The sequence below is a fragment of the Shewanella sp. NFH-SH190041 genome, from assembly GCF_024363255.1.
Classification (GTDB): domain Bacteria; phylum Pseudomonadota; class Gammaproteobacteria; order Enterobacterales; family Shewanellaceae; genus Shewanella.
The window spans coordinates 3,623,288-3,649,238 of the sequence record NZ_AP026070.1; the positions used below are offsets into that span (position 1 = coordinate 3,623,288).

The 25,951-nt window shown below is 49.8% G+C and carries 24 protein-coding genes and 6 tRNA genes; 18 read left to right on the forward strand and 12 right to left on the reverse strand.

The window, feature by feature from the left end; genetic code table 11:
• Positions 1 to 28 precede the first annotated feature (28 nt).
• The 10 genes from pdxY to NFHSH190041_RS16140 form a co-directional block, all read right to left on the reverse strand.
• Positions 29 to 892, reverse strand: a complete 864-nt coding sequence (gene pdxY, locus NFHSH190041_RS16095) for a pyridoxal kinase PdxY (RefSeq protein WP_261922756.1) — start codon at positions 890 to 892, stop codon at positions 29 to 31.
• Positions 893 to 1,298: 406 nt separating this feature from the next.
• Positions 1,299 to 1,373, reverse strand: a tRNA-Gln gene (locus NFHSH190041_RS16100).
• Positions 1,374 to 1,417: 44 nt separating this feature from the next.
• Positions 1,418 to 1,494: transfer RNA gene (locus NFHSH190041_RS16105), tRNA-Met, on the reverse strand.
• A gap of 2 nt (positions 1,495 to 1,496) precedes the next feature.
• Positions 1,497 to 1,571: transfer RNA gene (locus tag NFHSH190041_RS16110), tRNA-Gln, on the reverse strand.
• A 31-nt stretch (positions 1,572 to 1,602) separates the two neighbouring features.
• Positions 1,603 to 1,677 (reverse strand) — tRNA-Gln (locus NFHSH190041_RS16115).
• A 37-nt stretch (positions 1,678 to 1,714) separates the two neighbouring features.
• Positions 1,715 to 1,799, reverse strand: a tRNA-Leu gene (locus NFHSH190041_RS16120).
• Between the two features lie 29 nt (positions 1,800 to 1,828).
• Positions 1,829 to 1,905, reverse strand: a tRNA-Met gene (locus tag NFHSH190041_RS16125).
• A 553-nt stretch (positions 1,906 to 2,458) separates the two neighbouring features.
• The gene (ychF, locus tag NFHSH190041_RS16130; RefSeq protein WP_261922757.1) at positions 2,459 to 3,550 is read right to left on the reverse strand and encodes a redox-regulated ATPase YchF; all 1,092 of its coding nucleotides are present in this window, start codon (positions 3,548 to 3,550) and stop codon (positions 2,459 to 2,461) included.
• An 84-nt stretch (positions 3,551 to 3,634) separates the two neighbouring features.
• On the reverse strand, positions 3,635 to 4,222 hold the full coding sequence (gene pth / locus NFHSH190041_RS16135; protein WP_261922758.1) for an aminoacyl-tRNA hydrolase: 588 nt from the start codon (positions 4,220 to 4,222) through the stop codon (positions 3,635 to 3,637).
• A gap of 259 nt (positions 4,223 to 4,481) precedes the next feature.
• Positions 4,482 to 5,711, reverse strand: coding sequence for an FAD-dependent monooxygenase (locus NFHSH190041_RS16140; protein ID WP_261922759.1), 1,230 nt, complete (start codon positions 5,709 to 5,711; stop codon positions 4,482 to 4,484).
• 344 nt (positions 5,712 to 6,055) lie between these two features.
• On the opposite strand from NFHSH190041_RS16140, the gene miaB reads away from it, so the two are divergent.
• From miaB to NFHSH190041_RS16170, 6 genes are all read left to right on the forward strand, one after another.
• Positions 6,056 to 7,483: a tRNA (N6-isopentenyl adenosine(37)-C2)-methylthiotransferase MiaB gene (gene miaB / locus NFHSH190041_RS16145; RefSeq protein ID WP_261922760.1), complete on the forward strand. Its 1,428-nt coding sequence runs from the start codon at positions 6,056 to 6,058 to the stop codon at positions 7,481 to 7,483.
• A 113-nt stretch (positions 7,484 to 7,596) separates the two neighbouring features.
• Positions 7,597 to 8,637 carry a PhoH family protein gene (locus NFHSH190041_RS16150; protein WP_261922761.1) on the forward strand — a complete coding sequence of 347 codons (1,041 nt, stop codon included), beginning with the start codon at positions 7,597 to 7,599 and terminating at the stop codon, positions 8,635 to 8,637.
• A complete protein-coding gene (gene ybeY, locus NFHSH190041_RS16155) occupies positions 8,627 to 9,088 on the forward strand; it encodes an rRNA maturation RNase YbeY (RefSeq protein WP_261922762.1) in 462 nt (153 codons plus the stop codon). The genes NFHSH190041_RS16150 and ybeY overlap by 11 nt, the downstream gene beginning before the upstream one ends.
• A gap of 30 nt (positions 9,089 to 9,118) precedes the next feature.
• Positions 9,119 to 9,997, forward strand: coding sequence for a CNNM family magnesium/cobalt transport protein CorC (gene corC / locus NFHSH190041_RS16160; protein WP_261925160.1), 879 nt, complete (start codon positions 9,119 to 9,121; stop codon positions 9,995 to 9,997).
• 17 nt (positions 9,998 to 10,014) lie between these two features.
• The gene (gene lnt / locus NFHSH190041_RS16165) at positions 10,015 to 11,562 is read left to right on the forward strand and encodes an apolipoprotein N-acyltransferase (protein ID WP_261922763.1); all 1,548 of its coding nucleotides are present in this window, start codon (positions 10,015 to 10,017) and stop codon (positions 11,560 to 11,562) included.
• Between the two features lie 451 nt (positions 11,563 to 12,013).
• On the forward strand, positions 12,014 to 12,361 hold the full coding sequence (locus NFHSH190041_RS16170) for a DUF6482 family protein (protein WP_261922764.1): 348 nt from the start codon (positions 12,014 to 12,016) through the stop codon (positions 12,359 to 12,361).
• Between the two features lie 33 nt (positions 12,362 to 12,394).
• Here NFHSH190041_RS16170 and NFHSH190041_RS16175 read toward each other — a convergent pair whose 3' ends face one another.
• Together NFHSH190041_RS16175 and NFHSH190041_RS16180 are read right to left on the reverse strand one after the other, a co-directional pair.
• Positions 12,395 to 12,532, reverse strand: coding sequence for a hypothetical protein (locus NFHSH190041_RS16175; RefSeq protein WP_261922765.1), 138 nt, complete (start codon positions 12,530 to 12,532; stop codon positions 12,395 to 12,397).
• Positions 12,533 to 12,764: 232 nt separating this feature from the next.
• Positions 12,765 to 13,265 carry a zinc ribbon-containing protein gene (locus NFHSH190041_RS16180; RefSeq protein ID WP_261922766.1) on the reverse strand — a complete coding sequence of 167 codons (501 nt, stop codon included), beginning with the start codon at positions 13,263 to 13,265 and terminating at the stop codon, positions 12,765 to 12,767.
• 288 nt (positions 13,266 to 13,553) lie between these two features.
• On the opposite strand from NFHSH190041_RS16180, the gene leuS reads away from it, so the two are divergent.
• The 12 genes from leuS to ybeD all read left to right on the forward strand — a co-directional run bounded on the left by leuS (position 13,554) and on the right by ybeD (position 25,894).
• Positions 13,554 to 16,133, forward strand: coding sequence for a leucine--tRNA ligase (leuS, locus tag NFHSH190041_RS16185; RefSeq protein ID WP_261922767.1), 2,580 nt, complete (start codon positions 13,554 to 13,556; stop codon positions 16,131 to 16,133).
• Between the two features lie 31 nt (positions 16,134 to 16,164).
• Entirely contained in the window at positions 16,165 to 16,689 is a 525-nt protein-coding gene (lptE, locus tag NFHSH190041_RS16190) for an LPS assembly lipoprotein LptE (protein ID WP_261922768.1), read from the forward strand.
• Positions 16,689 to 17,726 (forward strand): DNA polymerase III subunit delta, encoded by a 1,038-nt coding sequence (holA, locus tag NFHSH190041_RS16195; protein WP_261922769.1) that lies wholly within the window; start codon positions 16,689 to 16,691, stop codon positions 17,724 to 17,726. Before lptE ends, holA begins: the two co-directional genes overlap by 1 nt.
• Positions 17,727 to 18,395: a nicotinate (nicotinamide) nucleotide adenylyltransferase gene (gene nadD, locus NFHSH190041_RS16200; RefSeq protein WP_261922770.1), complete on the forward strand. Its 669-nt coding sequence runs from the start codon at positions 17,727 to 17,729 to the stop codon at positions 18,393 to 18,395.
• A 101-nt stretch (positions 18,396 to 18,496) separates the two neighbouring features.
• On the forward strand, positions 18,497 to 18,823 hold the full coding sequence (gene rsfS / locus NFHSH190041_RS16205; protein ID WP_261922771.1) for a ribosome silencing factor: 327 nt from the start codon (positions 18,497 to 18,499) through the stop codon (positions 18,821 to 18,823).
• Positions 18,823 to 19,293: a 23S rRNA (pseudouridine(1915)-N(3))-methyltransferase RlmH gene (gene rlmH, locus NFHSH190041_RS16210; protein WP_261922772.1), complete on the forward strand. Its 471-nt coding sequence runs from the start codon at positions 18,823 to 18,825 to the stop codon at positions 19,291 to 19,293. Before rsfS ends, rlmH begins: the two co-directional genes overlap by 1 nt.
• A gap of 54 nt (positions 19,294 to 19,347) precedes the next feature.
• Positions 19,348 to 21,207: a penicillin-binding protein 2 gene (gene mrdA, locus NFHSH190041_RS16215; protein WP_261922773.1), complete on the forward strand. Its 1,860-nt coding sequence runs from the start codon at positions 19,348 to 19,350 to the stop codon at positions 21,205 to 21,207.
• Entirely contained in the window at positions 21,204 to 22,310 is a 1,107-nt protein-coding gene (gene rodA, locus NFHSH190041_RS16220) for a rod shape-determining protein RodA (RefSeq protein WP_261922774.1), read from the forward strand. The genes mrdA and rodA overlap by 4 nt, the downstream gene beginning before the upstream one ends.
• 99 nt (positions 22,311 to 22,409) lie before the next feature.
• Positions 22,410 to 23,369, forward strand: a complete 960-nt coding sequence (gene mltB, locus NFHSH190041_RS16225) for a lytic murein transglycosylase B (RefSeq protein WP_261925161.1) — start codon at positions 22,410 to 22,412, stop codon at positions 23,367 to 23,369.
• Positions 23,359 to 24,150, forward strand: coding sequence for a septal ring lytic transglycosylase RlpA family protein (locus NFHSH190041_RS16230; protein WP_261922775.1), 792 nt, complete (start codon positions 23,359 to 23,361; stop codon positions 24,148 to 24,150). Before mltB ends, NFHSH190041_RS16230 begins: the two co-directional genes overlap by 11 nt.
• Before the next feature lie 162 nt (positions 24,151 to 24,312).
• A complete protein-coding gene (locus NFHSH190041_RS16235; RefSeq protein ID WP_261922776.1) occupies positions 24,313 to 25,491 on the forward strand; it encodes a serine hydrolase in 1,179 nt (392 codons plus the stop codon).
• A gap of 124 nt (positions 25,492 to 25,615) precedes the next feature.
• Positions 25,616 to 25,894, forward strand: a complete 279-nt coding sequence (gene ybeD, locus NFHSH190041_RS16240) for a DUF493 family protein YbeD (RefSeq protein ID WP_261922777.1) — start codon at positions 25,616 to 25,618, stop codon at positions 25,892 to 25,894.
• Positions 25,895 to 25,951: the final 57 nt, after the last annotated feature.

The following is a 25,951-nucleotide window of genomic DNA, read 5'->3' on the forward strand; positions in this document are numbered from 1 at the left end:
TGCAAATCATGCCATTACCGGCAACACCTTATTTTACCTGCTTGGCATGCTCATAAATCACCGGAGAGGCGATAGATTCTTGCGCACGGATCAATTGCAGTTCATAAGCTTGCTGTTTAAAGGTTTCCGCCAGAACAGCATCCACTGCCGCATTGGTGCGCTCAAAAGCTTCTACCGCGGTAAAACCGGCCAGCAGATTGGCCAGCATTAAGCCGCTGATCAGATCACCAACCCCTACCGGCTGTTTTTCAAATTCATATAGAGGGCGGGCAATCAAGTAACAACCTTGCTCAGTCGCCAGCAACATCTCAAATCGCTCGCTTGATGTGGCAGCGCGGGCCAGATGCTTCACCACAACCATTTTTACACCCTGGCGCAATAGCTGTTCGCAGGCGGCAATGGCTTCATCCAGATTATGGATTTCAGTGTCGGTCAGGGTTTCCAGCTCCAGCAGGTTAGGCGTCATCACATCCGCTGCGGCTAAGGCTTTAGTTTTCAAAAATTCCGCCACGCCAGGGGCCACAATACAGCCTTTTTCCGGGTGCCCCATCACAGGATCACAGCAATAAATGGCCGCCGGATTACTCGCTTTGAGTTTTTCTACCGCAGCAACAATCTCACCACCTTGCTCGGCACTGCCCAAATAACCGCTCAATACCGCATCAACACTGGCCAATACGCCAATATTATTCAACCCTTCCACTAGCTCGGTGATCTGTCCGGCTGGCATCACCATACCTTTCCAGCCTTCGGCATACTGGGTATGGTTGGAAAATTGTACCGTGTTAATCGGCAGCACATCCATGCCGCTGCGGCGCATAGGGAATACGGCGCTGCTGTTTCCGGCGCAGCCGTATACTACGTGGGACTGGATAGAGATGATCCGCTTCATGGGTAAACCTTTATTTCGCTGAATATAAAAATAACCGTTGTGATACCAAGAACATCAGTTAATTGCAATGTAGGGGCAATGTTTCCCCCGCTGACGCAAGCAAGCGCCATCACATCATATGGCGATGCCATATTACCCGTGAGACTTAACCGGGCTTATGCCAGCATCTAGCTGATATCACTCAATAACCTGAGGTCATATAACTTAATGTCTTTGATATTGTAATCCGGTACGTCGATGTCTGTACCGTTGAAACAGAATTATACCATTGTAAATAAAACGGTAATCCAGAGTTTATTCGGGGTGTGAGATATCACGGCAGAATTAATGCCGAATTCATACTGAGGCAAGAATAACAACAGGCAGATAACAAAAAAGCCCGTCATTTTGACGGGCTTTCATGTTATGGCTGGGGTACCAGGATTCGAACCTGGGGATGCCGGGATCAAAACCCGGTGCCTTACCGCTTGGCGATACCCCAAAAGGGTTTTCAGAACAAAGTAATCACTTCAACCTGAATAAATATGGTGGCTATGGCGGGATTTGAACCTGCGACCCCAGCATTATGAGTGCTGTGCTCTAACCAACTGAGCTACATAGCCGATGGCTGGGGTACCAGGATTCGAACCTGGGAATGCCGGGATCAAAACCCGGTGCCTTACCGCTTGGCGATACCCCAAATGGGCGGAAACATCACTGTAAACAAAAGATGGCTGGGGTACCAGGATTCGAACCTGGGAATGCCGGGATCAAAACCCGGTGCCTTACCGCTTGGCGATACCCCATCAGCGTTTACGTACCGTTGTCACTGCAACGGTTAAATGGTACGGGAGGAGAGACTTGAACTCTCACACCTTGCGGCACCAGAACCTAAATCTGGCGTGTCTACCAATTTCACCACTCCCGCAACGTCTTTAGTTTTACATCTTAAGAAGATGGTGGCTATAGCGGGACTTGAACCTGCGACCCCAGCATTATGAGTGCTGTGCTCTAACCAGCTGAGCTACATAGCCACTTTGTTTCCTGCGTCCCTCTCGGCGAGGAACGGGGCGTATTATGCTTATTCGCCCCATACAGGTCAACCGCTTTTTTTCATAAAAACGCACTAAATGCATCAACAGGCGATTAACTCGCCAAGCCGTTCATTATGGCAGCAAAAAAACAGAAAAAACCGCCTTTAGTGGCAAAATTCAGGATTAAACTGGCAAAAAAACAATTGTGCCACCTATCAATCCCAGCAATAAGCTGCATGGAACAAAGCTGAAGTTAGAAACTTCACCACCATAACGTCTCTAAAAGCAGAATTTAAAGCACAACAGCCATTCAAAACTGTGTGGAACTATCTATATTGGTTGCCATCCCCAACAAATATCGACAGTTAACTAAAAGCGCGAGCACTCACGATAGCAATGTGTGTTAACTGCCAAACAAAAAGGGGAAGCTTAATGCTTCCCCTTGATATCACCGCCATAGCGTTAATGTCATGCTGTCGCTGGCAGGCTTACTCAAGACAAAGACACTAAGCCAAAGCGCCGCCAGCGGCAATACGATTATCTGTAAGCTTTATTACACGTTAAACAGGAAGTGCATCACATCACCGTCCTGCACTGTGTAAGTCTTACCTTCTACTCGCAGCTTACCGGCTTCTTTACAGCCAGCTTCACCCTTGTACTGTACGAAATCATCGTAAGACATTACTTGGGCACGAATAAAGCCACGCTCAAAGTCAGTGTGGATCACACCAGCGGCCTGTGGTGCAGTCGCACCGACTGGCACAGTCCAAGCCCGCACTTCTTTAACCCCAGCGGTAAAGTAGGTTTGCAGGTTCAGTAGGGTGTAACCGGCACGGATAACCCGGTCCAGACCGGGCTCTTCCAGACCCAGATCAGCCATAAACTCAGCTCGGTCTTCATCATCCATTTCTGCCAGCTCAGACTCAATGGCTGCGCACACAGGCACAACCACGGCATTTTCATTCGCGGCAATAGCACGCACTACGTCCAGATGCGGATTATTTTCAAAGCCGTCTTCAGACACGTTGGCAATGTACATGGTTGGCTTTAAAGTCAGCAGATTCAGATAACCCACCGCTTCCAGCTCTTCCTTAGACAGTGCTAAAGAGCGCAGCATGTTGCCTTCGTCCAGTACTGGACGCATTTTTTCCAGCACTTCAACTTCGAACTTGGCATCTTTGTCGCCACCCTTGGCACGCTTTTGCTGACGGGTGATGGCGCGCTCAACGCTATCCAGATCCGCCAACGCCAGTTCAGTGTTGATGACTTCGATATCACCGGCAGGATCAACTCGGTTAGCCACGTGCACAATGTTGTCATTTTCAAAACAACGCACAACATGACCAATCGCATCGGTTTCACGGATGTTGGCCAGGAATTTATTGCCCAGACCTTCACCTTTAGAGGCACCAGCAACCAGACCGGCAATATCCACAAATTCCATCGTGGTTGGCAGTACACGCTCAGGTTTCACAATTTCTGCCAGCGCATCCATACGAGGATCCGGCACAGGCACCACGCCGGTGTTTGGCTCAATGGTACAGAAAGGGAAGTTTGCTGCTTCAATTCCCGCTTTAGTGAGCGCATTAAACAGAGTTGACTTACCGACGTTTGGCAAACCAACGATGCCGCATTTAAAACCCATATACTTACCTTTATTTCTCAATGTATCGCCGGGCAGACACACTGCCGGCCGGGAAAAATCTATTGTACCGCGCTGCGATACGGTTTATTCAGCCTTAAAGCTATGCAGCCGGGTCTGCGCTTTGGTCATGCCATCCTTAAACAGGATTTCCGTTGACCGTACCGCTTCATCTACTGCTGCCAGCATTTTTTCCTGATCCGCCTGCGGGGCTTTATTCAGCACATAACCGGCAACTTTATTTTTGTCACCAGGATGACCGATGCCGATCCGCAAACGGTAAAAGTTTTTGTTATTGCCAAGCTTGGCAATAATATCCTTCAGGCCATTGTGACCACCGTGACCGCCGCCAAGCTTAAATTTCGCCACTCCAGGTGGCATATCCAGCTCATCATGGGCCACTAAAATCTGCTCAGGCTCAATACGAAAAAAATTCGCCAGTGCTGCTACAGACTTACCGCTTAAATTCATAAACGTGGTTGGGATCAGCAAGCGTACATCACGGCCATGCAATTGCATTCTGGCTGTCAGGCCAAAATATTTGCTGTCAGGTGCCAGTGTCACGCCGCCTATCCGGGCAAGTTCCTGCACATACCAAGCGCCGGCATTGTGGCGAGTCTGGGCATATTCAGCCCCGGGATTGGCCAACCCGACAATCAGTTTTATTTCACTCATCTTTTTCTTAATGACTGTAAATCAGTTCAATGCATGGGGAATTTAAAAAAACGCGCCATTTTAACACTCATTGCGACTGCTCAACAAATTTCCACCAGCATCCGTTGTCGACCGCCGCCGAAAACGGCGCGCCGGCCGCCAAAATGGCCGTCGAAAACAGGCCAAGCGCTTTTCCTTCATCTTCTTTCGTGCAGCGCTTCACACCGAAGATCGCTTTTGACTGTTAAAAACAACCAATAGGACGAAGAGATGGCGGCCGTTATTTCAGCCCCATGGCATATTTCAACACCTGCTGTTTCAGGACTCCGGCATTATCCGCCAGCTTCAGTGCGCCGTTGCGCAGGATTTTCAGCGGCAGCAGATCATTACTAAAGCCAAGATAAAAGGCATCCATCGCCGTCATCATAAGCAGGTTATCCCGGTAGCGTGCCTGTTGATACGGCTGCAATAATTGCCGCTGTAGCACATCAGCTTGCCACCAAGGTGCAACACTGGCTTGTGTGGGTTTATCAGTCTGTTCAGCGCTGGGCTGGGCAAATTGGGCACAACGCAATAACGCCGCCACATCTTTAAAACCCAGATTAACGCCCTGCCCGGCCAACGGATTAATGGTGTGAGCCGCATCGCCTAACAGCAATAAGCGACTACCGGTATAACATTGGGCATGACGCCGCGTCAGCGGAAAACTTCCCCGAGCCTGCACGATAAAATCGTCTCCCAATTCATCTGTTAGGCGCGCAGGAAAATGCTCACGCACTTGTTGCGCTAGCGCTGGCAGCGACAATTGCATCAATTGGGCAATACGACCAGGGCTGTCATACCAAACTAAGGACACATGATCCCCCGGCAAAGGCAGCAAGGCACGGGGGCCGCTGGGGGTAAACTGCTGCCAAGTAATCGATTGCTGACTGGGGCTATTAACATTGATCAGCATAGCGCTTTGGCTGTATTGCCAGCCACTGAGGCCAATACCGGCCCAGTCCCGCACTTTCGAATCAGCACCATCGGCACCAATCAACAATCGACATTGTAATTGTTGCCCGCAGTCCAACTGCACACTAATGCTATCAGCGTCAGGCCGACTAAATTCACTCACGGTTGCCGGGCAATAAAGCTCGACATTTTTTAATGTCCGTAATTGTTGCCACAGCGCCAATTGGATCAGGCGATTTTCCACAATATGACCAAGGTGCGAGGCATTGACGTCACTGGCATGAAAACGGGTGATAAAGCCAGCTAACTCCCAGGTTTCCAACCCCAGATAAGGTGCGCTTCGCATTGATTGCACTGTAGGCCAAGCGCCCAATTGGGTAAGCAGTTGCTCAGACGCCACACTGACCGCAGACACCCGTAAATCCAGCGCCTGCTCCGGGGCAAATGCCTGAGGCTCACAGGCATCCACCACAGCCACCTTAAAGCCAAGCTGCCCCAGCCCCACTGCCGCCGCCGCGCCAACCATACCGCCACCAATAACCACCATATCCAGCATTTACAGCATCCTTTGTTTGCCCGGCGCACACTCTGCCCCTTGCCTGTGATGGCAGAAATTATGCCGTAAATTTATTCAGTGGCAAACGCCAGATAAACAGAGAAACGTAACCTTGATACCGCTGCAACGAAATCTGTTTAATTTAAGATAAAAACAAAACAGCACAGCAAATAACGCTTATTCAGCTTTTACTCGTTGATGTCTGCCGACCATAAATTACGCCGTGGCAACTGGGCTGTAGCGTTAATTCGAATCGACTTAAGGACAAAAGCTGGTCAGCGTGTCCCTTAACAGGTAAAATATTGCGCTATTTTTTACCGTGGTTCGAAGAGCGATGCATACTGATGAGTAAAAAACTCCATATCAAAACCTGGGGCTGTCAGATGAATGAGTACGACTCATCCAAGATGGCTGATCTGTTGGGCGAAGCTCAGGGCTATACCCTGACCGAAGAGGCAGAGGATGCAGATATCCTGCTGCTCAATACCTGCTCGATTCGCGAAAAAGCCCAGGAAAAAGTATTCCATCAGCTGGGCCGCTGGAAAACCCTGAAAGACAAAAAGCCCGAGCTGATCATCGGCGTGGGCGGCTGCGTTGCCTCGCAAGAAGGCAAGGCCATTAGAGAGCGCGCCCAATGCGTGGATATTATTTTTGGGCCACAGACACTGCACCGTCTGCCAGAGATGATTGAGCAAGTTCGCCGTGGCGAAAAAGCCGTGATTGACGTGTCATTCCCAGAAGTGGAAAAGTTTGACCGTCTGCCAGAGCCTCGTGCTGAAGGGCCAACCGCCTTTGTTTCCATTATGGAAGGCTGCAGCAAATACTGTACCTATTGCGTGGTGCCATACACCCGTGGTGAAGAGGTCAGCCGCCCGCTGGATGACGTCATCTTAGAAATTGCTCAGCTGGCTGAGCAAGGCGTGCGGGAAGTGAACCTGCTGGGACAAAACGTGAATGCCTACCGCGGCCCGACCCATGATGATGAGATCTGCTCTTTTGCTGAGCTGCTGCGCTATGTTGCCGCCATTGACGGTATCGATCGTATCCGTTTTACCACCAGCCACCCGATTGAATTCACCCAGGACATTATCGACGTTTACGAAGATACCCCTGAGCTGGTGAGCTTCTTGCACCTGCCAGTGCAGTCAGGCTCTGACCGTATCCTGACCCAGATGAAGCGCGGCCATATGGCCATTGAGTACAAGTCCATTATCCGCCGACTGCGTAAAGCTCGTCCGGATATTCAGATAAGCTCTGACTTTATCGTTGGTTTCCCCGGCGAAACCAAGCAGGACTTCGCCGACACCATGAAGCTGATTGAAGAAGTAAACTTCGACCACAGCTTTAGCTTTATCTTCAGTGCGCGTCCGGGTACCCCGGCAGCCGATATGCCAGATGATGTCGATTTGGAAGAGAAAAAGCAGCGCCTGGCGATTTTGCAAGACCGCATTACCCAGCAGGCAATGCGCTACAGCCGCCAAATGCTCGGCACAGTACAGCGCATTTTGGTGGAAGGTCCATCCATTAAAAATCCAATGGAGCTGCGCGGCCGTACGGAAAACAACCGCGTGGTTAACTTTGAAGGCGACCCACGCCATATCGGCAGCTTTGTCGATGTGAAGATTGTTGATGTGTTCCCTAACTCACTGCGCGGCGAATTTATCTGCGGCGAAGATGAGATGGACTTGCGTCGGGATCTGCACCCATCAGCCATTTTGGCCAAGCATAAGCAAGATGATGATCTGGGCGTTAGCCAATTCGTCCCGGAATAATCCCATTATGCAGCATCAAGGGCGACCCTATGGTCGCCCTTGATATTTTTTGAGAGTAATATAACGTCATTGTTACTGGCTTTATATGCTGACTATCAGCAAGGGAGTAATCGTTGTCCAGCAAACTTACCGCGATGAATCTGTACCTCGAACCCGCCGATAATCGCCGTCTGGCATCACTGTGCGGCCCATTCGATGACAACATCAAACAACTGGAACGCCGCATCGGCGTGGAAATCAGTTACCGTAACAACCAATTTAAAATTGTCGGTTTGCCAAGAAACTGTCTGACCGCAAATAACCTGCTAAAGCAGCTCTATATTGACACCCAGCCGGTGAAAGGCAGCACCCCGGATTTAGAGCCGGAAAAAGTGCATATCGCCATTCAGGAAGCTATCGCCCTAGAAGTGGACGACAACGGGGATGATAAAGAGCTGTATATCAAAACCCGCCGCGGCGTAATCAAGCCCCGTAACCCCAACCAAAGCCAATATGTGGCCAATATTGTTCGCCATGACATCACCTTTGGTATTGGCCCTGCCGGGACAGGGAAAACCTACTTAGCCGTTGCAGCGGCCGTGGATGCATTGGAGCGTCAAGAAGTCCGGCGCATTTTGCTGACCCGCCCCGCAGTTGAAGCCGGGGAAAAACTGGGCTTTTTACCCGGGGATTTAAGCCAGAAGGTCGACCCGTATCTGCGCCCTTTGTATGACGCCCTGTTTGAAATGCTGGGCTTTGAGAAGGTCGAGCGCCTGATTGAGCGCAACGTGATTGAAGTCGCGCCGCTGGCTTATATGCGTGGCCGCACCTTAAATGACGCCTTTATTATTCTGGATGAAAGCCAGAACACCACAGTGGAACAGATGAAAATGTTCCTCACCCGGATTGGCTTTAATTCCAAGGCGGTAATTACCGGTGATATCACTCAGATAGACTTGCCCCGCAATGCCAAATCAGGCTTGCGCCATGCTATTGAAGTGCTCGGCAATGTGGATGAGATTAGCTTTAACTTTTTCCAGGCTAAAGATGTGGTGCGTCACCCTGTGGTTGCCCGCATTGTTGAAGCCTACGAAACCCATGAACAACAACGTCAGGCAGCCAAAGGCAATGCCGACAGCCAATACCGATTAGAGGATGCGTCACATGAGTCTTGATTTAGCCCTGGATCTGCAGGTTGCCACTGAAGGGCATACCCTGCCGGATGCCGCCCAGTTTGATACTTGGGTGCGCACCGCACTGGGCAACACCATGGAGCAGGCTGAGTTAACCATACGGATTGTGGATGCAGAAGAGAGCCAAACCCTGAACCGGGATTACCGTGGCAAGGACAGACCAACTAATGTATTGTCCTTTCCCTTTGAGGCACCTCCGGGAATTGAACTCCCGCTGCTTGGGGATCTTGTTATTTGCGCGTCAGTCGTTGAAAATGAAGCCGCGGATCAACACAAGCCGTTAGCAGCACACTGGGCCCACATGGTGGTGCATGGTTGTCTGCATCTGCTGGGCTATGATCACATTGAAGATGCTGAGGCTGAAGAGATGGAAGCACTGGAAACCCAGTTAATCCAGAGCCTTGGTTTTGAAGACCCTTACAAGGAGCAATAGTTGGCTTTGAATAAAGCTGAGAATCACATTATGAGCGACGACATTCCCCCGAGTACAAACGCCCACAAGAAAAACTGGTTTGAACGAGTCAGTAATTTTTTTCAGGGCGAACCTCAAAATCGCGAAGAGTTGGTTGATGTTATTCACGATGCCGAGCAACGTGAACTGATCACCGAAGACACCCGCGAAATGATTAAAGGTGTATTGGAGGTTTCCGATCTGCGCGTGCGGGATATTATGATCCCAAGGGCCCAGATAGTCACAGTCCAAATCAGCAACACAGTGGAAGAACTGCTCTCCACCGTTATTACGTCAGCCCACTCCCGCTTTCCTGTGGTCAATGAAGATAAAGACCATATCGAAGGCATTCTGCTGGCCAAAGATCTGCTGAAATACGGCTTCAATAACAGTGATGAACCCTTCTCGCTAGCCAAGGTGATCCGCCCTGCTGTGGTGGTACCGGAAAGCAAGCGGGTGGATGTATTGCTCAAAGAGTTCCGCTCCCAACGTTACCATATGGCCATTGTGGTGGATGAATATGGCGGGGTATCCGGTCTGGTGACCATTGAGGATATTCTGGAAGAAATCGTTGGTGATATTGAAGATGAATTCGACCACGACAGCGCGGAAGAAACAGAAATTCGCAAAGTCGCCAATCGGGTGTATATGGTGAAAGCCCTGACGCCGGTGGAAGATTTCAACGAAAAATTCAACACACAATTCAGTGATGAAGAATTTGATACAGTGGGCGGTCTGGTGTCCCATGCCTTCGGTCATCTGCCGGAGCGCAATGAGAAAATCCTGATCGACGGTATCGAATTCAAGGTCATCAACGCTGACACCCGTCGCCTGATCCAGCTAAGAGTCAAACTGCCGGATCCTGAGGTGGATGAAGCCGCTGAAGATTAACTGACAGAAGATTACCTGTGCTGAAATCAATCCGGGACACTTTCCTGTCCCGCTCTTTCGGCGTACTGCTGTTGGCCTACCTGGCCGGTGGCAGTACCGCCCTTGCATTTGCTCCCTATAATTTGTGGCCGATTTATCCGCTGGCACTGGCATTCACGCTCTGGTTGATGCCCCACCGCAGCACCCGCGCCGCATTTAGCCATTGGCTCAGTTTCGGTTTCGGTGCGTTCAGCATCGGGATCAGTTGGGTCCATGTCAGCATGGATCAGTATGGCGGGATCCCGCTGGTAGGCTCCTTGGCCCTGATGCTGCTGTTGGCGCTGTATTTGGCGCTGTACCCAGCCATCGCAGGGGCTTTGCTGTACCGCCTCGCCCCCAAGCCTGGCTATTGGCGGGAGCTGGCACTGTTTCCAGCGCTCTGGACATTGACTGAATGGGCCAGAGGCTGGGTACTGACCGGCTTCCCTTGGCTCTGGGCCGGTTACACACAAACGGATGGACCGCTGCGACCATTGGCGTCGATTATCGGCACACTGGGACTTAGCTTTGTGCTGGCACTGCTGGCGGGGGCGTTATTGCTAAGTCTTCGCCGCCGCTGGCAACCACTGGCAATTGCGCTGCCGGTGCTGGCACTGCTGGTGTATCTGGTGCCCAGTTTTAACCATCTCGAACCTCGGGGAAAGTCAGTCAAGGTGGCCTTGGTACAGGGCAATATCCCGCAAAGTTTGAAGTGGGAGCCAGAGCATCTGTGGCCAACCATGGTGAAATACATGGATCTGACCCGGCCGGTGCTGGACTCAGACATTGTCATTTGGCCAGAAGCGGCAGTACCTGCGCCGGATTATATGGTGAAGGACTACCTGGATAATGCCAATAAGGTGGCCAACCTCAACCATGCGGCCATTGTGACCGGTATTATCAGCTACCGCCACCAGCAGTTTTACAACTCGCTGATTGTGCTGGGCAATGAGTTTGCCAAACAAGAGCCGGCCGGCGACTTTAACCACGATGGTAAAAACCAGTTCTTCAAACACCATTTACTGCCCATTGGTGAATTTGTACCATTTGAAGATCTATTGCGTCCCATTGCACCGCTGTTTAATCTGCCGATGTCATCCTTTGCCCGTGGCCCGTATTTGCAGCCAAACCTCAGCGCGTTAGGCTACCATCTGGCCCCGGCTATCTGCTATGAAATAGCCTTTCCTGAGCAGGTTCGTGACAGTGTCCACAACAGTACGGATATGTTGCTGACAGTGTCCAATGACGCTTGGTTCGGTGCCTCAAATGGCCCGTTGCAACATATGGAAATCGCCCGTATGCGCGCAGTTGAATTAGGCAGACCGCTGCTGCGTTCAACCAATAATGGCGTAACGGCGGTGGTGGATTATCAGGGCAATATCATTGCTTCCCTGCCACAATTTGAGGCTGGGGTATTAACCGCAAAAGTGCCGTTAGTGCGCGGCATGACCTGGTTTAACCGCCTGGGTGAATGGCCCATACTGATGTTCAGTGTTTGTCTGTTAATACTGACTCTGGCCAGAAGACTGCAATTGCGCCGGCGCTAAGCTTATACCCTGACTAAGGCGCTTAATCATTAAAGCCTCTAAGCATTAAAGTACTTCGCTTAAGCACAAGGTTGAAATGCTTCGCTGTCGACTTAGCCTAAATAACAAATCTGCCCTCTGTGGCGGATTTTTTTATCTCTGCTAGCCCCAAGCATGCTCTGTCATACTAACTATAGTGACTATATGCGCCCCGATATGGCAGGAGAAAAATCCGATCTTGTCACTAACGTGCCGCGTACTGACTAAGACTGGCTACATCTGAATGTTAAACCGCCGCAAAAGGAGCAGCTTCATCGCCGATAAATCACTATGTATCAGCAGCTTGGTGTTGTCGGCGAAACGTCAACTGTGTGGTATCTGTCTTTAAGTCGCCATATCGAGCAGTTGATACAACATATCCAGTACTTCCAGCCTCGCATTGGCCGCCATGAAAACGAACAGGAGTCCGCCTATGTTAGCAGCAGAACTGAAACAGCAGATTATCTATCAGCAAGGCCACCCGATAATTATTAGCTATGCCGACAGTAATCATTACCTGGCCGGGCTGGAGGATAAAAAAGGGCGTTTTCACAGTCTCAGTCAACCTGATGGTCGCATCACCACGTTTAATTCCCTTTCTGATGCTGAACATGCCTTAGCCCAATTGGGGGCTGACTCGGTCATTGTACAAATGCAAACCGCCTATGATGAAATGGTTGGCAGCGACACCACAGATGCCTGCCGCCTGACCGTGCCGCTGAAAGCCCGGGAACAAGTACAGGCGGAAAGCCACACCGGGCATTTTATCCCGCGGATCTAAACCTCGCCAAAAGTCCCGATTCCAAGCTCAGCATTATGCCCAACCCTTACGCCGAAATGCGATAAGGGTTTGGCAGAATGTCAGCATCTCATCTGGCCGTCCTAATGATAAACGATTCCAGCCATCGGTATGGTTAAAGCTACGGCCAACTAAAATCCCAGCCTCAGCCATTCGTTGTTGGTGACTTAGCTTTAACTTGAACTCAGAATAAGAATTTGGGGAATTAAAAGTTGGATATTAAACAGCGATATTAAAGATTAAGTGCAACGTAGCAGGAAGAAACCCAGGTAAAACCAGATGAATTCGGTAAGATAAACCACAAGTAAATAAGCAGCATTATGAGGAGCTGCCGATGAATAACAGCTCCAGATGATATTTAGGCTTTACGATTAGCCGCTGCCGATTAAGGCTCCAATGGCTCACGGGTGAAATCGCCATTATCACACTCAGGGCAATCAGGGATCACACCGGGGAACTCGATATCCATACTGTTACCGCATTTGGTGCAAATAAGTCGCCCCTGACTGACAATTTCACCACTGTGATACTGCCCCTGATTGTGCAGATCCCGGTTCAGCTCATGCCACTCAACTTGGCTACGATCAGTGATTTCATTAAGCCAGTGCCACAAGGTATTTTCAGCAGTGATCACACTGGGGCTAAAGCTTAAATCGTTGGCATTGCGTTCAGATAAAAAGGTGACAATATCGCGTTTAAGGAAATGCTCCACCAGCGCCATTTCTTCAGCGCCTGCGGCTTGTTTGAGTTTAATGTATTCACCACAATTGGTGACCGATTTGAGCAAATCTTTGGTGGTCAGGGAATGGTCTTGTTCGTACTGGGCTTTCACCCGGTCAATCAGCGCCTGATACAGCGTCAGTAACTTCGCACTTTTGTCACTCATAATAATTACTCCCTTAAAGAAAGGAACATTTTTACTATACCAATAGCTGTTACACCATGGGCCGCAACCAGTATTAATTGTACGTTAACCTCAGCGGTTATGTCCCTTGGCAAACAGCGGCAAAACTGTAACAAAGCCCAATCCGGTCGTTGACAATTATGTGCCAACCCCCTAACTCATCCCCGGAAGTTACTTGGGGATACTGCGCTCTTGGTTTATTCTATGCAGATCCAACCGCGCGGTAACAGCGCAAGATCAAAAAAACAGGCGGCTAGGCCGGAAAGATCGATGCAAGAGCAATATAATCCTTCAGCAATCGAGCCCCAGGTGCAACAGCACTGGGCCGAGAAAAAAACCTTCGAAGTCACCGAAGACGCTAACAAAGAGAAGTTTTACTGCCTCTCTATGTTCCCTTATCCATCCGGCCGTCTGCATATGGGCCACGTGCGTAACTACACCATTGGTGACGTGGTATCCCGCTTCCAGCGTCTGCAGGGCAAAAATGTGATGCAGCCTATCGGCTGGGACTCTTTTGGTCTACCAGCAGAAAACGCAGCCATCAACAATAAAACTGCGCCAGCGCCATGGACTTATGAAAATATTGAGTACATGAAAGGCCAGCTGAAAATGCTGGGCTTTGGCTATGACTGGAGCCGTGAAATTGCCACCTGTACCCCAGAGTACTATCGCTGGGAACAGTGGTTCTTCACTAAGTTGTATGAAAAGGGCTTGGTCTACAAGAAAACCTCGTCTGTCAACTGGTGTCCAAACGATCAGACCGTACTGGCCAACGAACAGGTTATCGATGGCTGCTGCTGGCGCTGTGACTCCCAAGTAGAGCAGAAAGAAATTCCACAGTGGTTTATCAAAATCACTGATTATGCCGAAGAGCTGCTGAATGATCTGGATACGCTGGATGGCTGGCCTGAGCAGGTTAAAACCATGCAGCGTAACTGGATTGGTCGCAGCGAAGGCATCGAGATGACCTTCAAGGTTGAAGATTCAGAAGATACTTTTGCTATCTACACCACCCGCCCAGACACTGTCATGGGCGTCACTTACGTCGCGATTGCTGCAGCTCACCCTCTGGCAGAAAAAGCCGCTGCGGGCAATGCTGAGCTGCAAGCCTTTATCGACGAGTGTAAAAATGCCAACTCCACCGAAGCTGAACTGGCGACCATGGAGAAAAAAGGCGTGGATACTGGCCTGAAAGCCATCCACCCGCTGACTGGCGAAGCCGTACCTGTGTTTGCGGCCAACTTCGTGCTGATGAACTATGGCACAGGCGCTGTGATGTCTGTACCTGCGCACGATCAGCGTGATTATGAATTTGCCAAGAAATATGGCCTGAACCTGAAAGCCGTTATCAAGCCTGCTGATGGTGACGTTGATATTTCTGAAGCAGCTTACACCGAAAAAGGCGTACTGTTTAACTCTGCTGAGTTTGACGGTCTGGACTTCCAGCAAGCCTTTGATGCCATTGATGCCAAGCTATCCGCAGAAGGCAAAGGTAAGCGTCAGGTGAACTATCGTCTGCGTGACTGGGGGGTATCCCGTCAACGTTACTGGGGCGCGCCAATTCCTATGGTGACCCTGGAAGACGGCACTGTGATGCCAACACCAGCAGATCAACTGCCAGTTATTCTGCCAGAAGATGTGGTGATGGATGGTGTTCAAAGCCCAATCAAAGCCGACAAAGAGTGGGCCAAGACCACAGTCAATGGTCAGCCAGCGCTACGTGAAACTGACACCTTCGACACCTTTATGGAGTCGTCTTGGTATTATGCCCGTTACTGTAGCCCTCAGGCTGATGAAATGCTGGACCCAAGCAAGGCCAACTACTGGCTGCCAGTTGACCAGTATATCGGTGGTATCGAACACGCCTGTATGCACTTGCTGTACTTCCGCTTCTTCCACAAGCTGCTGCGTGATGCCGGCATGGTGAACTCTAATGAGCCAGCCAAGCAACTGCTGACTCAGGGTATGGTACTGGCAGATGCCTTCTACTACACCAACGAGAAAGGCGCCCGTGTGTGGGTTTCGCCACTGGATGTCAACGTTGAAGAGCGTGACGACAAAGGCCGCATTACCAAGTGTACTGACAGCCAAGGCCATGAGCTGGTTTATACCGGCATGAGCAAGATGTCCAAGTCCAAGAACAACGGCATTGACCCTCAGGTAATGGTAGAAAAATACGGTGCTGATACCGTACGTCTGTTTATGATGTTCGCAGCACCACCAGAGCTGACGCTGGAATGGCAAGAGTCTGGCGTAGAAGGCGCGCACCGCTTTATTAAGCGTTTGTGGAAACTGGCTCATGACCATATCGCCGCAGGCCCAACTGTTGCGTTGGATGTTGCTGCGCTGAACGCAGATCAAAAGAATCTGCGTCGTGAACTGCACAAGACCATCGCGAAAGTGTCCGATGATATCGGCCGTCGTCAGATGTTCAACACTGCCGTCGCTGCTGTGATGGAACTGATGAACCACCTGCAAAAAGCAGCAACCGAGTCTGAGCAAGACAGAGCCCTGATGGGCGAAGCTTTATCTGCTGTGGTGCGTCTGTTGTACCCAATCACCCCACACCTGAGTTTCAGCCTGTGGAATGAGCTGGGCAACGAAGGCAACATCGAAGACACTCGCTGGCCAGAAGTTGACGAAAAAGCCCTGGTGGAAGACTCTAAGCTGATCGTGGTGCAGGTTAACGGTAAGCTGCGTGCCAAAATCACCGTTGCTGCCGATGCCAGCAAAGAAGAGGTTGAAGCACTGGGCATGAGCGATGAGCAAGTACAGAAGCACACCGAAGGCAAAACTGTCCGTAAGGTCATTTATGTGCCAGGTAAGCTGTTGAACATTGTGGCTAACTGATCCTGCCCGATAAAAGGAATATCCCAAGCTTATGCTGAAAAAATGTCTGACATTACGCAGTTTTTCACCTAAAGCACTGGGTTCTGCACTGCTGGCACTGGTTATTCTGACCAGTGCCGGTTGTGGTTTTCATCTCCAGGGGAATTATTTTATTCCCCCGGCGTTGACGACCCTTCACCTGAGCAGTCAGGACCAGTACAGCGAACTGACGCAACTGGTTCGTGAGCGTCTGCGGCTAAGCAGTGTCAAACTGGTGGACGCTGAGGCCAAAGTCGCTAATTTGCGACTTATCCGTGACAAGCTGGAACGGGCCACCCTGTCCCTGTATCCCACCGGCAACGTTGCCGAGTATGAATTGATTTATAAGGTAGAGTTTTCTGTTGCTCTGCCAGGTAAAGATGCGGGCTTCTACCATGTTGAGATCCGCCGCGATTATCTTGATGACCCCCGTACCGCACTGGCAAAAAGCCGGGAAATGGAGCTGTTAACCCGGGAAATGCGCGCTCAGGCCGCTGACCGTATTGTGCAGACTCTGGCCTCTATCGAGGTAAACTGATGCGGGTATACCCAGATCAACTGCACCGTCAACTCGGTCGGCTGCACCCTGTCTATTTGATTTTTGGTGATGACCCTTGGCTCAGTGACGCTTGTAAAAGCCAGATTATTACCGCGGCCCGCCAGCAAGGTTTTGATGAACGTATCACGCTCAACAGCCAAGATACCGGTTTTGCTTGGCAGCAATTAGAGCAGGAATTTCAGGCCATGAGCCTGTTTGCTGCCCGGCGAATTATCGAGCTGCAACTGCCAAATGCTAAGCCAGGCCCGGAAGGCTCCGCCATGTTGCAATCACTGCTGGCTCAAGCTAATCCCGATACCATACTGCTATTGATAGGGCCAAAACTCACTGCAGAACAGACCAAAGCCAAATGGTTTAAAGTGCTGGATGAGCAAGGCATTTATCTGCCTTGTGCTACCCCCGAAGGCATGCAGTTTCAGCGCTGGCTCGATGGCCGCATCCAACATTTTGCCCTGCAATTGAACCGGGATGCCAAAATCATGTTGGCCAATCTGTATGAAGGCAATTTATTGGCGGCGGATCAGGCCTTGAAATTACTGCAACTACTGGCACCTAATCAGGCCGTTACTGTGCAGGATCTCAGCCATTATTTTGAAGATCAGTCCCGTTTCAGCGTGTTTCAGCTCAGTGATGCCCTATTGCAGAATCAACAGGCTAAAGCACTACATATGCTGGCACAGCTCAATGCCGAAGGGACGGCATTACCGATTGTACTGTGGGCTATGTTTAAGGAATTGACCGTGCTGTTGCAATTAAAAGCAGCTCAGAGTCGTGGCGACAACCTCAACAGCCTATGGGGAAAACTGCGGATTTGGGATAAACGCAAACCCTTATATCAGGGCTGCCTGTCTCGCCTCAGTCTTGAACAACTTGAAAGCATGCTGTCACTGGCCTCCCGCTTGGAGATAAAACTCAAGCAACAGGGTGTAGAGGATTGGGTCGGGCTCAGCCACCTGTGTATCTTGTTTGATCCCAGTGCCCATAGCCGACTGGCCCATATTACATTGGCGCCATAAATGTCCACGCCGCAACACAGCCTACCCATTGCGCGTCCCCGTCAGCTTGTCGGGCTACTGGGCGGTACCTTTGATCCGATCCATTTCGGCCATATCCGCCCAGCACTCGCCGCTGCAGCAGTGTTGGGGCTGGAACAGATATGGCTGATGCCCAATGCTATCCCGCCCCATAAAAATGGAGCTATCACCGCCACCGAGCACAGGATGGCCATGGCAAAGCAAGTATGTCATGAGTTTCCCCTGTTTAAATTGTGTGACCTTGAAGTCGCCCTCGCGGCCAGTGGTAAGCCCAGTTACTCGGTGAATACTCTGACAGAGCTAAATCGGCGTTATCCAAATTTAAACTTTGTTTTTCTGATGGGGATGGACAGCTTAATCACTCTGCCCCAATGGCATCAGTGGCAAACCTTACTAACGCTGTGTAATTTTGCTGTCTGTCGCCGTCCGGGATGGCCATTGCCAGAGTGTCTTCCAGACACCATTTGCCAGCGCATTACTGACCATCTGTCCCCAGATAAACATGGACAAATTGTGCTACTTAATGTAGATGAGCAAGCGATTTCCTCCACAGATATCCGTACCATGCTGCGTAGCGGGAACTTCCCTGAGAATCTGATGCCAAAGGCTGTAAATCACTATATCCGCAGCCATGGGCTGTATCTGGGCTAGGTGAATTTATCCGTCTTTGTACCTATGCCTGAACGTATATTCCCCGCTTGTGGGCTGGTATACTAGTGGGCTGTCTTAAAATATTCATGAGGAAAACTTACGTGCAGAGCGCGGAGTTAAAAGCATTTGTAGTCGATAAAATTGACGACCTGAAAGCCAAAGATATTGTTACTTTTGACGTATCTAACCAATCCACCATCACAGATTACATGGTGATCTGCTCCGGTACTTCTAGCACCCATGTGCGCGCAATGGCTGAATATGCCGTTAAAGAAGCCAAGCAGGCCAATATTGAAATCCTCGGCGTTGAAGGCCGTGATGGTAGTGAGTGGGTTTTGGTGGACTTTGGCGGTGTTATTCTGCATGTCATGCAGGAGCAAACCCGTGATTTCTATCAACTGGAAAAACTCTGGGCTGAAAACGCCTAATGAAACTGCAACTCATCGCTGTCGGTACCAAAATGCCTGACTGGGTTACCCGGGGCTTTGAAGAGTACCAACGTCGTTTCCCCCGGGATATGGCACTGGAATTAACTGAAATTCCAGCCGGGAAACGGGGTAAAAATGCGGATATCGCCCGTATTTTGCAAAAAGAAGGTGAGTTGATGCTGGCCGCAATCCCCAAAGGCAACCATATTGTCACATTGGATTTGCCCGGCAAGCACTGGACTACGCCACAGCTGGCAACGCAGCTGAGTAAATGGCAGCATGACGGCCGGGATGTCAGTCTGCTAATCGGTGGTCCAGAGGGGCTAGCCCCAGCCTGTAAACAAGCCGCAGCGCAAAGCTGGTGCTTGTCGACACTGACCCTGCCCCACCCAATGGTACGCATTGTGGTAGCAGAGAGTCTGTACCGGGCTTGGAGCATTAACAACAACCACCCCTATCACAGAGAATAATAACCCCGGAGAACCCGCCTAGTTTGGCGCGGTTCTCTGCTGGAGAACGCATCAGTGTCGCCAAACAAGCGAATTACCATGCATGATCACGCTGCGGAGGCGTCGCTATTCAAGCGCCGCGCGCTGTTCACTTTTGTTTGTGTGATTGGTTTGCTGTCCATTTTGCTGGGCAATCTGTACCACCTGCAAATCACCTCTTATAAAGATTATGCCACCCGCTCCAATGATAACCGGATCAGAATTGTGCCGCTGCCACCGAGCCGGGGCTTGATCTATGACCGCCATGGCGTCCTGCTAGCGGAAAACCAACCATTCTACTCCTTGGATGTGGTGCCGGAAAAAGTCAAAAACCTGCAGGCCACCTTGGATGATCTCGCCAAAGTTATTCCTATCAGTAAAGAAGAACGGGAAGATTTTACTAAAGCACTAAAACATCACCGGCGCTTTAACCCACTGACGTTAATCAATCGCCTGACCGAGCAGGAAGTGGCAGAGTTCAGTGTTAACCAATACCGTTTCCCCGGCATTACTGTCGAGGCAGGTTTAAAACGTTACTATCCCTATGGTGATGTGCTGACCCACGCCCTTGGCTATGTTGGCCGGATTAACTCCCGTGACCGAGAAACGCTCGAGCGCACAGATCAATGGCATGAATATGCCGGAACTAAATTTATCGGTAAGCAGGGGATTGAACGTTATTACGAGCCGGTATTACATGGTAAACCGGGTCACCTGGAAGAAGAGGTCAATAACCGTGGCCGAACAATCCGCACCCTGGAAGTGACCCAACCCACACCGGGCAAAGATATTTATCTCACGCTGGATTTGGAACTCCAGCAAAAAGCCATGGAACTGCTCGCGGGTCGCCGCGGCAGCGTGGTAGCCATTGACCCTCGCAATGGCGGTATTCTGGCTTTGGTTTCCAGCCCCAGCTATGACCCCAATCAGTTTGTCCATGGCATCAGTGGCAAAGACTATAGTGAGCTACTTAATAATAAATCTCGCCCGCTAATTAACCGTGCGACACAAGGTCAGTATGCTCCGGCATCGACGGTTAAACCGATTCTGGCGCTGTTGGGATTGGAAGAAAAAGCGGTAACCGAAAAAACCCGTATCTGGGATCCCGGTTTTTGGCAAATTCCCGGGGTTGAGCATAAATATCGCGATTGGAAACGCTGGGGACACGGTTGGGTAGATGTTTATCACTCCATTATCGATTCCTGCGATACCTTCTTTTATGAAATGGCCTACAAGCTGGGAATTGATAAGATCTCCCACTTTATGAATAAATTTGGGTTTGGTGAAAGCTCAGGTGTCGATATTTATGAAGAAGCCTCCGGTATGATGCCATCACGGGAGTGGAAACAGCATAAATACCGTCAACCTTGGTATATCGGCGATACCATTTCTGTTGGGATTGGACAGGGGTACTGGACCACGACGCCACTGCAGTTAGCTGCCGCCATTACTATTTTAGCGAATAAAGGCCGACGCTTTACACCGCACCTGCTCAAATCCATCAAAAATGAGGATGGTAGTTTAAATACTCCCGTGGATGAAAAATCACCTATTGTCCTTAAAAATCCAAAAAACTGGATCATTATCAATGAAGCGATGCGGCTCACAGCTCATAAATCACGCTTCACGGATGCCAAATACACAGCGGCAATGAAAACCGGTACTGCTCAGGTGTTTTCGGTGGCCCAAGGGGAAAAATACGATCATGATAATGTGGCCGAACGGCTACGAGATAACGCCTTGATTGTTGCTTATGCCCCCTATGAACATCCACGCATTGTATTGGCGGTTGTTCTGGAAAACGCTGGCTGGGGCGGCGCCAATGCAGGCCCGGTGGCCCGGGCATTGTTAGATGAATATATTTTGCGAGATAACAAAGGGAAAAGTGCCAAATGAATTCCCATCAAAGTCAACAAACCCTGTGGCAACGGCTGCATATTGATCTGCCGCTGCTATTGGGCCTGCTGATGCTATTCTGCTTCGGACTGTTTGTGATCTATTCCGCCAGTGGCGGTGACTTAGCCATGATGGATCGGCAATTAATCCGCATGGCACTGTCATTGGTGATCATGTTTGCCGTGGCGCAAATTAATCCGGAAATATTACGACGCTGGGCATTGCCCATTTATATCCTTGGGGTGGTGCTGCTATTAGCCGTGCATTTCTTTGGTGAAATTAACAAGGGCGCACAGCGTTGGCTGAATCTTGGTTTTATGGAGTTTCAGCCCTCAGAGCTAATGAAATTGGCTTTCCCTATCACCATGGCTTGGTATATCAGTAAATTTCCGCTGCCGCCAAAAAAGCGTTATCTGCTTGGCGGTATCGGGATCTTACTGGTGCCAACCCTACTGATTGCCAGTCAGCCAGACTTAGGAACCTCTATTTTAGTGGCCGCCTCTGGGGTGTTTGTGCTGTTTCTGTCAGGCATGAGTTGGGCCATTGTCGGCGCGGTTGTAGCGGCGGTATTAGCATTTTTGCCGATCCTGTGGTTCTTTTTGATGCATGACTATCAACGCACCCGGGTACTGACGCTACTGAATCCCGAAAAAGATCCCCTCGGCGCCGGTTACCATATTATCCAGTCCAAAATTGCTATTGGTTCCGGTGGTTTCTGGGGCAAAGGCTGGCTACAGGGCACGCAGTCTCAGTTGGAGTTTTTACCAGAGCGCCATACCGACTTTATCTTTGCCGTGATCGGCGAAGAGTTTGGCATGATTGGTAGCATGTTCCTGCTGGCCATGTATGTCTATGTTATCGGCCGGGGGCTGGTGATCGCTTCGAGAGCGCAAACTAGCTTCGCCCGATTGCTATCCGGCTCCATCACCCTGACATTCTTTGTATATGTCTTTGTAAATATTGGTATGGTATCCGGTATTCTGCCTGTGGTAGGGGTGCCACTACCGCTGATCAGCTATGGGGGTACGTCCATGCTGACCTTGATGATCGGCTTCGGTATTTTAATGAGCATTCACACTCACAGGCGCTTTGTCGACCGCTGACACCTAGCAGCGGTAATGGAGAGACAAACTAAAATGAAAAAATTATCTGCCTTTACCCGTATTACCCTGCCCCTGCTGCTGACACTCAGCAGCGGGGCAATGGCGGCTGAAGTTGCCGCACAATCCTCCACTATCAGCAGTGAAACACTTGCCCAGCAGCAAGATTCCTTTATCGTCCAACAACAAAAGGCTGGATTTAGTGCAGCGCAAACCCGGGCATTTTTAGCTGATGCTAAGCTCAATCAAGATGTGCTCAATGCCATTTCACGCCCTTGGGAAGCCAAACCTTGGTATCAATACTATCCACTGTTTCTGACTGAAAAACGGCTACAGGCCGGGTTAGATTTTTGGCGTGCCCATGAGCAGACTATCAAACGAGCAGCTTGGACTTATCAAGTCGACCCACAGATCATTGTCGCCATTATTGGTATCGAAACTTTTTATGGCCAGTTTATGGGCAACTATCCTGTTCTTGATGCCCTCTATACGCTAGGGTTTTATTATCCACCCCGAGCGGATTTCTTCCGCTCAGAGCTGGGGCAATTACAGCAGTTAATCACCGAAGAACATCTGCCATTAAGCGAACTAAAAGGATCCTATGCCGGGGCCATGGGTTACGGCCAATTTATCTCTTCTAGCTACCGTCATTATGCGGTGGACTTCAATGGTGATGGTCAGCGAGATCTCATTAATAATATTGATGACGCTATTGGTTCGGTCGCTAATTACTTTCACCAGCATGGTTGGCAATATCATCAACCGGTGGCGTTGGAGTTAAAAGCACAAGCGCCAATCGATACAACATTTTTATGGGATACCAAGCCGCTACACTTTACTGCGGCCGATATTCTTAACCCAGAACTGAGCCTAAAACGCAGTGGCGATCTGGATATCAGTCAGCCCGCAATGTTGATTGAACTTGAGCAGCTAAGCAGTACCGAGTACTGGCTCGGGCTGAATAATTTCTATGTCATTACCCGCTATAACCGCAGTCCATTGTATGCAATGGCGGTTTATCAATTCAGTGAGCAGTTGAAAAAGGCCCACGATGTCCACTAAATCCCTGATACAAATCCTACCGCTAGCCGCCGCCCTATTATTAGGCGGCTGCGCGGGAGGCGATAGATACAGTATGTCCAGCGATAAAGCACCGGCCAATGCGCCGGACGTATCCAAATTGGAAAATGCCCACCCCAGATATGAGCCTTACAGCCGACAGGGCAATAAGCGTTATACCGTGCTGGGCAAAACCTATAATGTGATGCCTTCCGGCCAAGGCTTTACCCAACAGGGATTGGCCAGTTGGTATGGGGCTAAATTTCACGGCCATCTGACATCCAATGGCGAAACCTATGATATGTATTCCATGTCAGCGGCCCATAAGACATTGCCATTACCCAGTTATGTCAAAGTGACCAATTTGGACAACCAACGCCAGGTGATCGTCCGGGTCAATGACCGCGGCCCATTCCATGATGGCAGGATTATTGATCTGTCCTATGCGGCAGCTGCAAAACTAGATATGCTCAAAACCGGCACGGCATCGGTCAAAATTGAAGCGTTAACCTTTGCACCACCGACAACAGATTCTGTTATCGGGCTGGGGGATAAACAACAGTTCATCCAAATTGCGGCGGCCAAAGACCGGCAGCGTTTAATCGCATTAAGCAAAGAGCTATCAGCCAAATACCAGCTGGAAAGTCGTCTGTTACAACAGGGCGAACTGTATAAACTGCAACTTGGGCCAATCGGTTATCCCCGGCTGGCGCAAGAATTATTGGAAACAATCCGTGCCAATGGCTATCCGGAAAGTTACCTAATTTTACCGGCCGCCGGGTAACTCAAATTCGGCTTGCCGGTAGATAATTGATTAACAAAACGTAACAATGGGAACCTTGGATAAACTCCACTGTCCACTAGTGATATAATTGCGGCGGTAAAACACCGTATCAGTGGCTGACTACGCCAGTGTTCCAACACAACCAATAGATGTGCTGAATTGATGATGAATTTTGTGAAAGGTCCCTTAAAAGCTTTACTCCTGGTTACAGGCATTTCCTGTGCAGCCGCCAGCGTTGCCGCTCCCATGGTTATTCCGGATGCACCGGATGTGGCAGCCAAAGCTTATGTGCTGATGGATTATCAGACAGGTAAAGTGATTGCCGAAAAAAATGCCCACGAAAGCCTAAACCCAGCTAGTTTGACTAAGATGATGACCAGTTATGTGATTGGTCAGGAACTGAAAAACGGCAACATCTCCCCTGATGATGAAGTAACAGTATCCAAAAATGCTTGGGCAAAAAATTTCCCTGACTCATCTAAAATGTTCATTGAAGTTGGTTCCAAGGTGAAAGTGTCACAGCTGAACCAAGGTATTATTGTTCAGTCTGGTAATGATGCCTGTGTGGCAATGGCTGAGCACATTGCTGGCACTGAAGGCGCATTTGTTGATCTGATGAACTCTTGGGCTAAGCAACTGGGCCTGCACGGTACCCATTTTGAAAATGCCCACGGCTTGAATGCCAAAAATCACAAAAGTACCGCCTATGATATGGCGCTGCTAGGTGCGGCATTAATCCGCGATGTACCCAATGAGTACCATATTTACAGCGAAAAGTCCTTTACCTATAACGGTATTAAACAGTACAACCGTAACGGTCTGCTGTGGGATAAATCCATGCATGTTGACGGTATCAAAACCGGTCATACCTCTGCTGCCGGTTATAACTTGGTAAGCTCTGCCACAAAAGATGGCATGCGTCTGATCTCCGTGGTCATGGGCACCAAGAGTGAACAAGCGCGTAAGGCTGAAAGCAAGAAGCTGCTGAATTATGGTTTCCGCTTCTTTGAAACCGTAACCCCTTACAAAGCAGGCGATACTTTCACTACCGCTCGCGTATGGTATGGCGATAAGCCTGAAGTCAAGCTGGGTGTGCTGACTGATACCCCTATCACCATCTACCGTGGCCAAGCGAAAAACCTGAAAGCCAATTTTGAGCTGACCAAAGAGCTGAAAGCCCCGCTGGCTAAAGGCGAAACTGTTGGTCGTATCTACTTCCAACTGGACGGTAAAGATGTTGCCCAGTTCCCACTGGTGACCTTAGAGCCTATCCATGAAGGCAGCTGGTTCAGCAAGCTGATGGATTACTTCAAGCAACTGTTTGCCAGCTGGTTTAATTAACCAATTGAGTTAAATAAAAAAGCCACCTTAAGGTGGCTTTTTTATTGTCTTGTTACTGCTCTGACGCTTGAATCCGCTAAAATCACCACCATATAAAGATAATTACTGAATTAGAGATAAGACCATGACAAATACAGATCTAAATACCCGCTTTGAAGACTTGATGGAATTTCCAGCATCATTTCCTTTCAAAGTTGTCGGCACCGCTGATGAACAACTGGCTGATAAAGTCGTGGCTGTGGTTCAGCGCCATGTACCAGGTGATTACTCTCCTGCGACCAAAATATCCAGCAAAGGCACTTATTACTCAGTGACTATTCGCGTCACAGTACAGAGTAAAGAAGAGATTGAAACCCTGTATACCGAACTGGCAGCGATTGAAGGGGTAAAACGGGTACTCTAACTCCGCTTGGCATAATAAAAAGCCTGCCTCACCCGGGCAGGCTTTTTAGTTGCTATC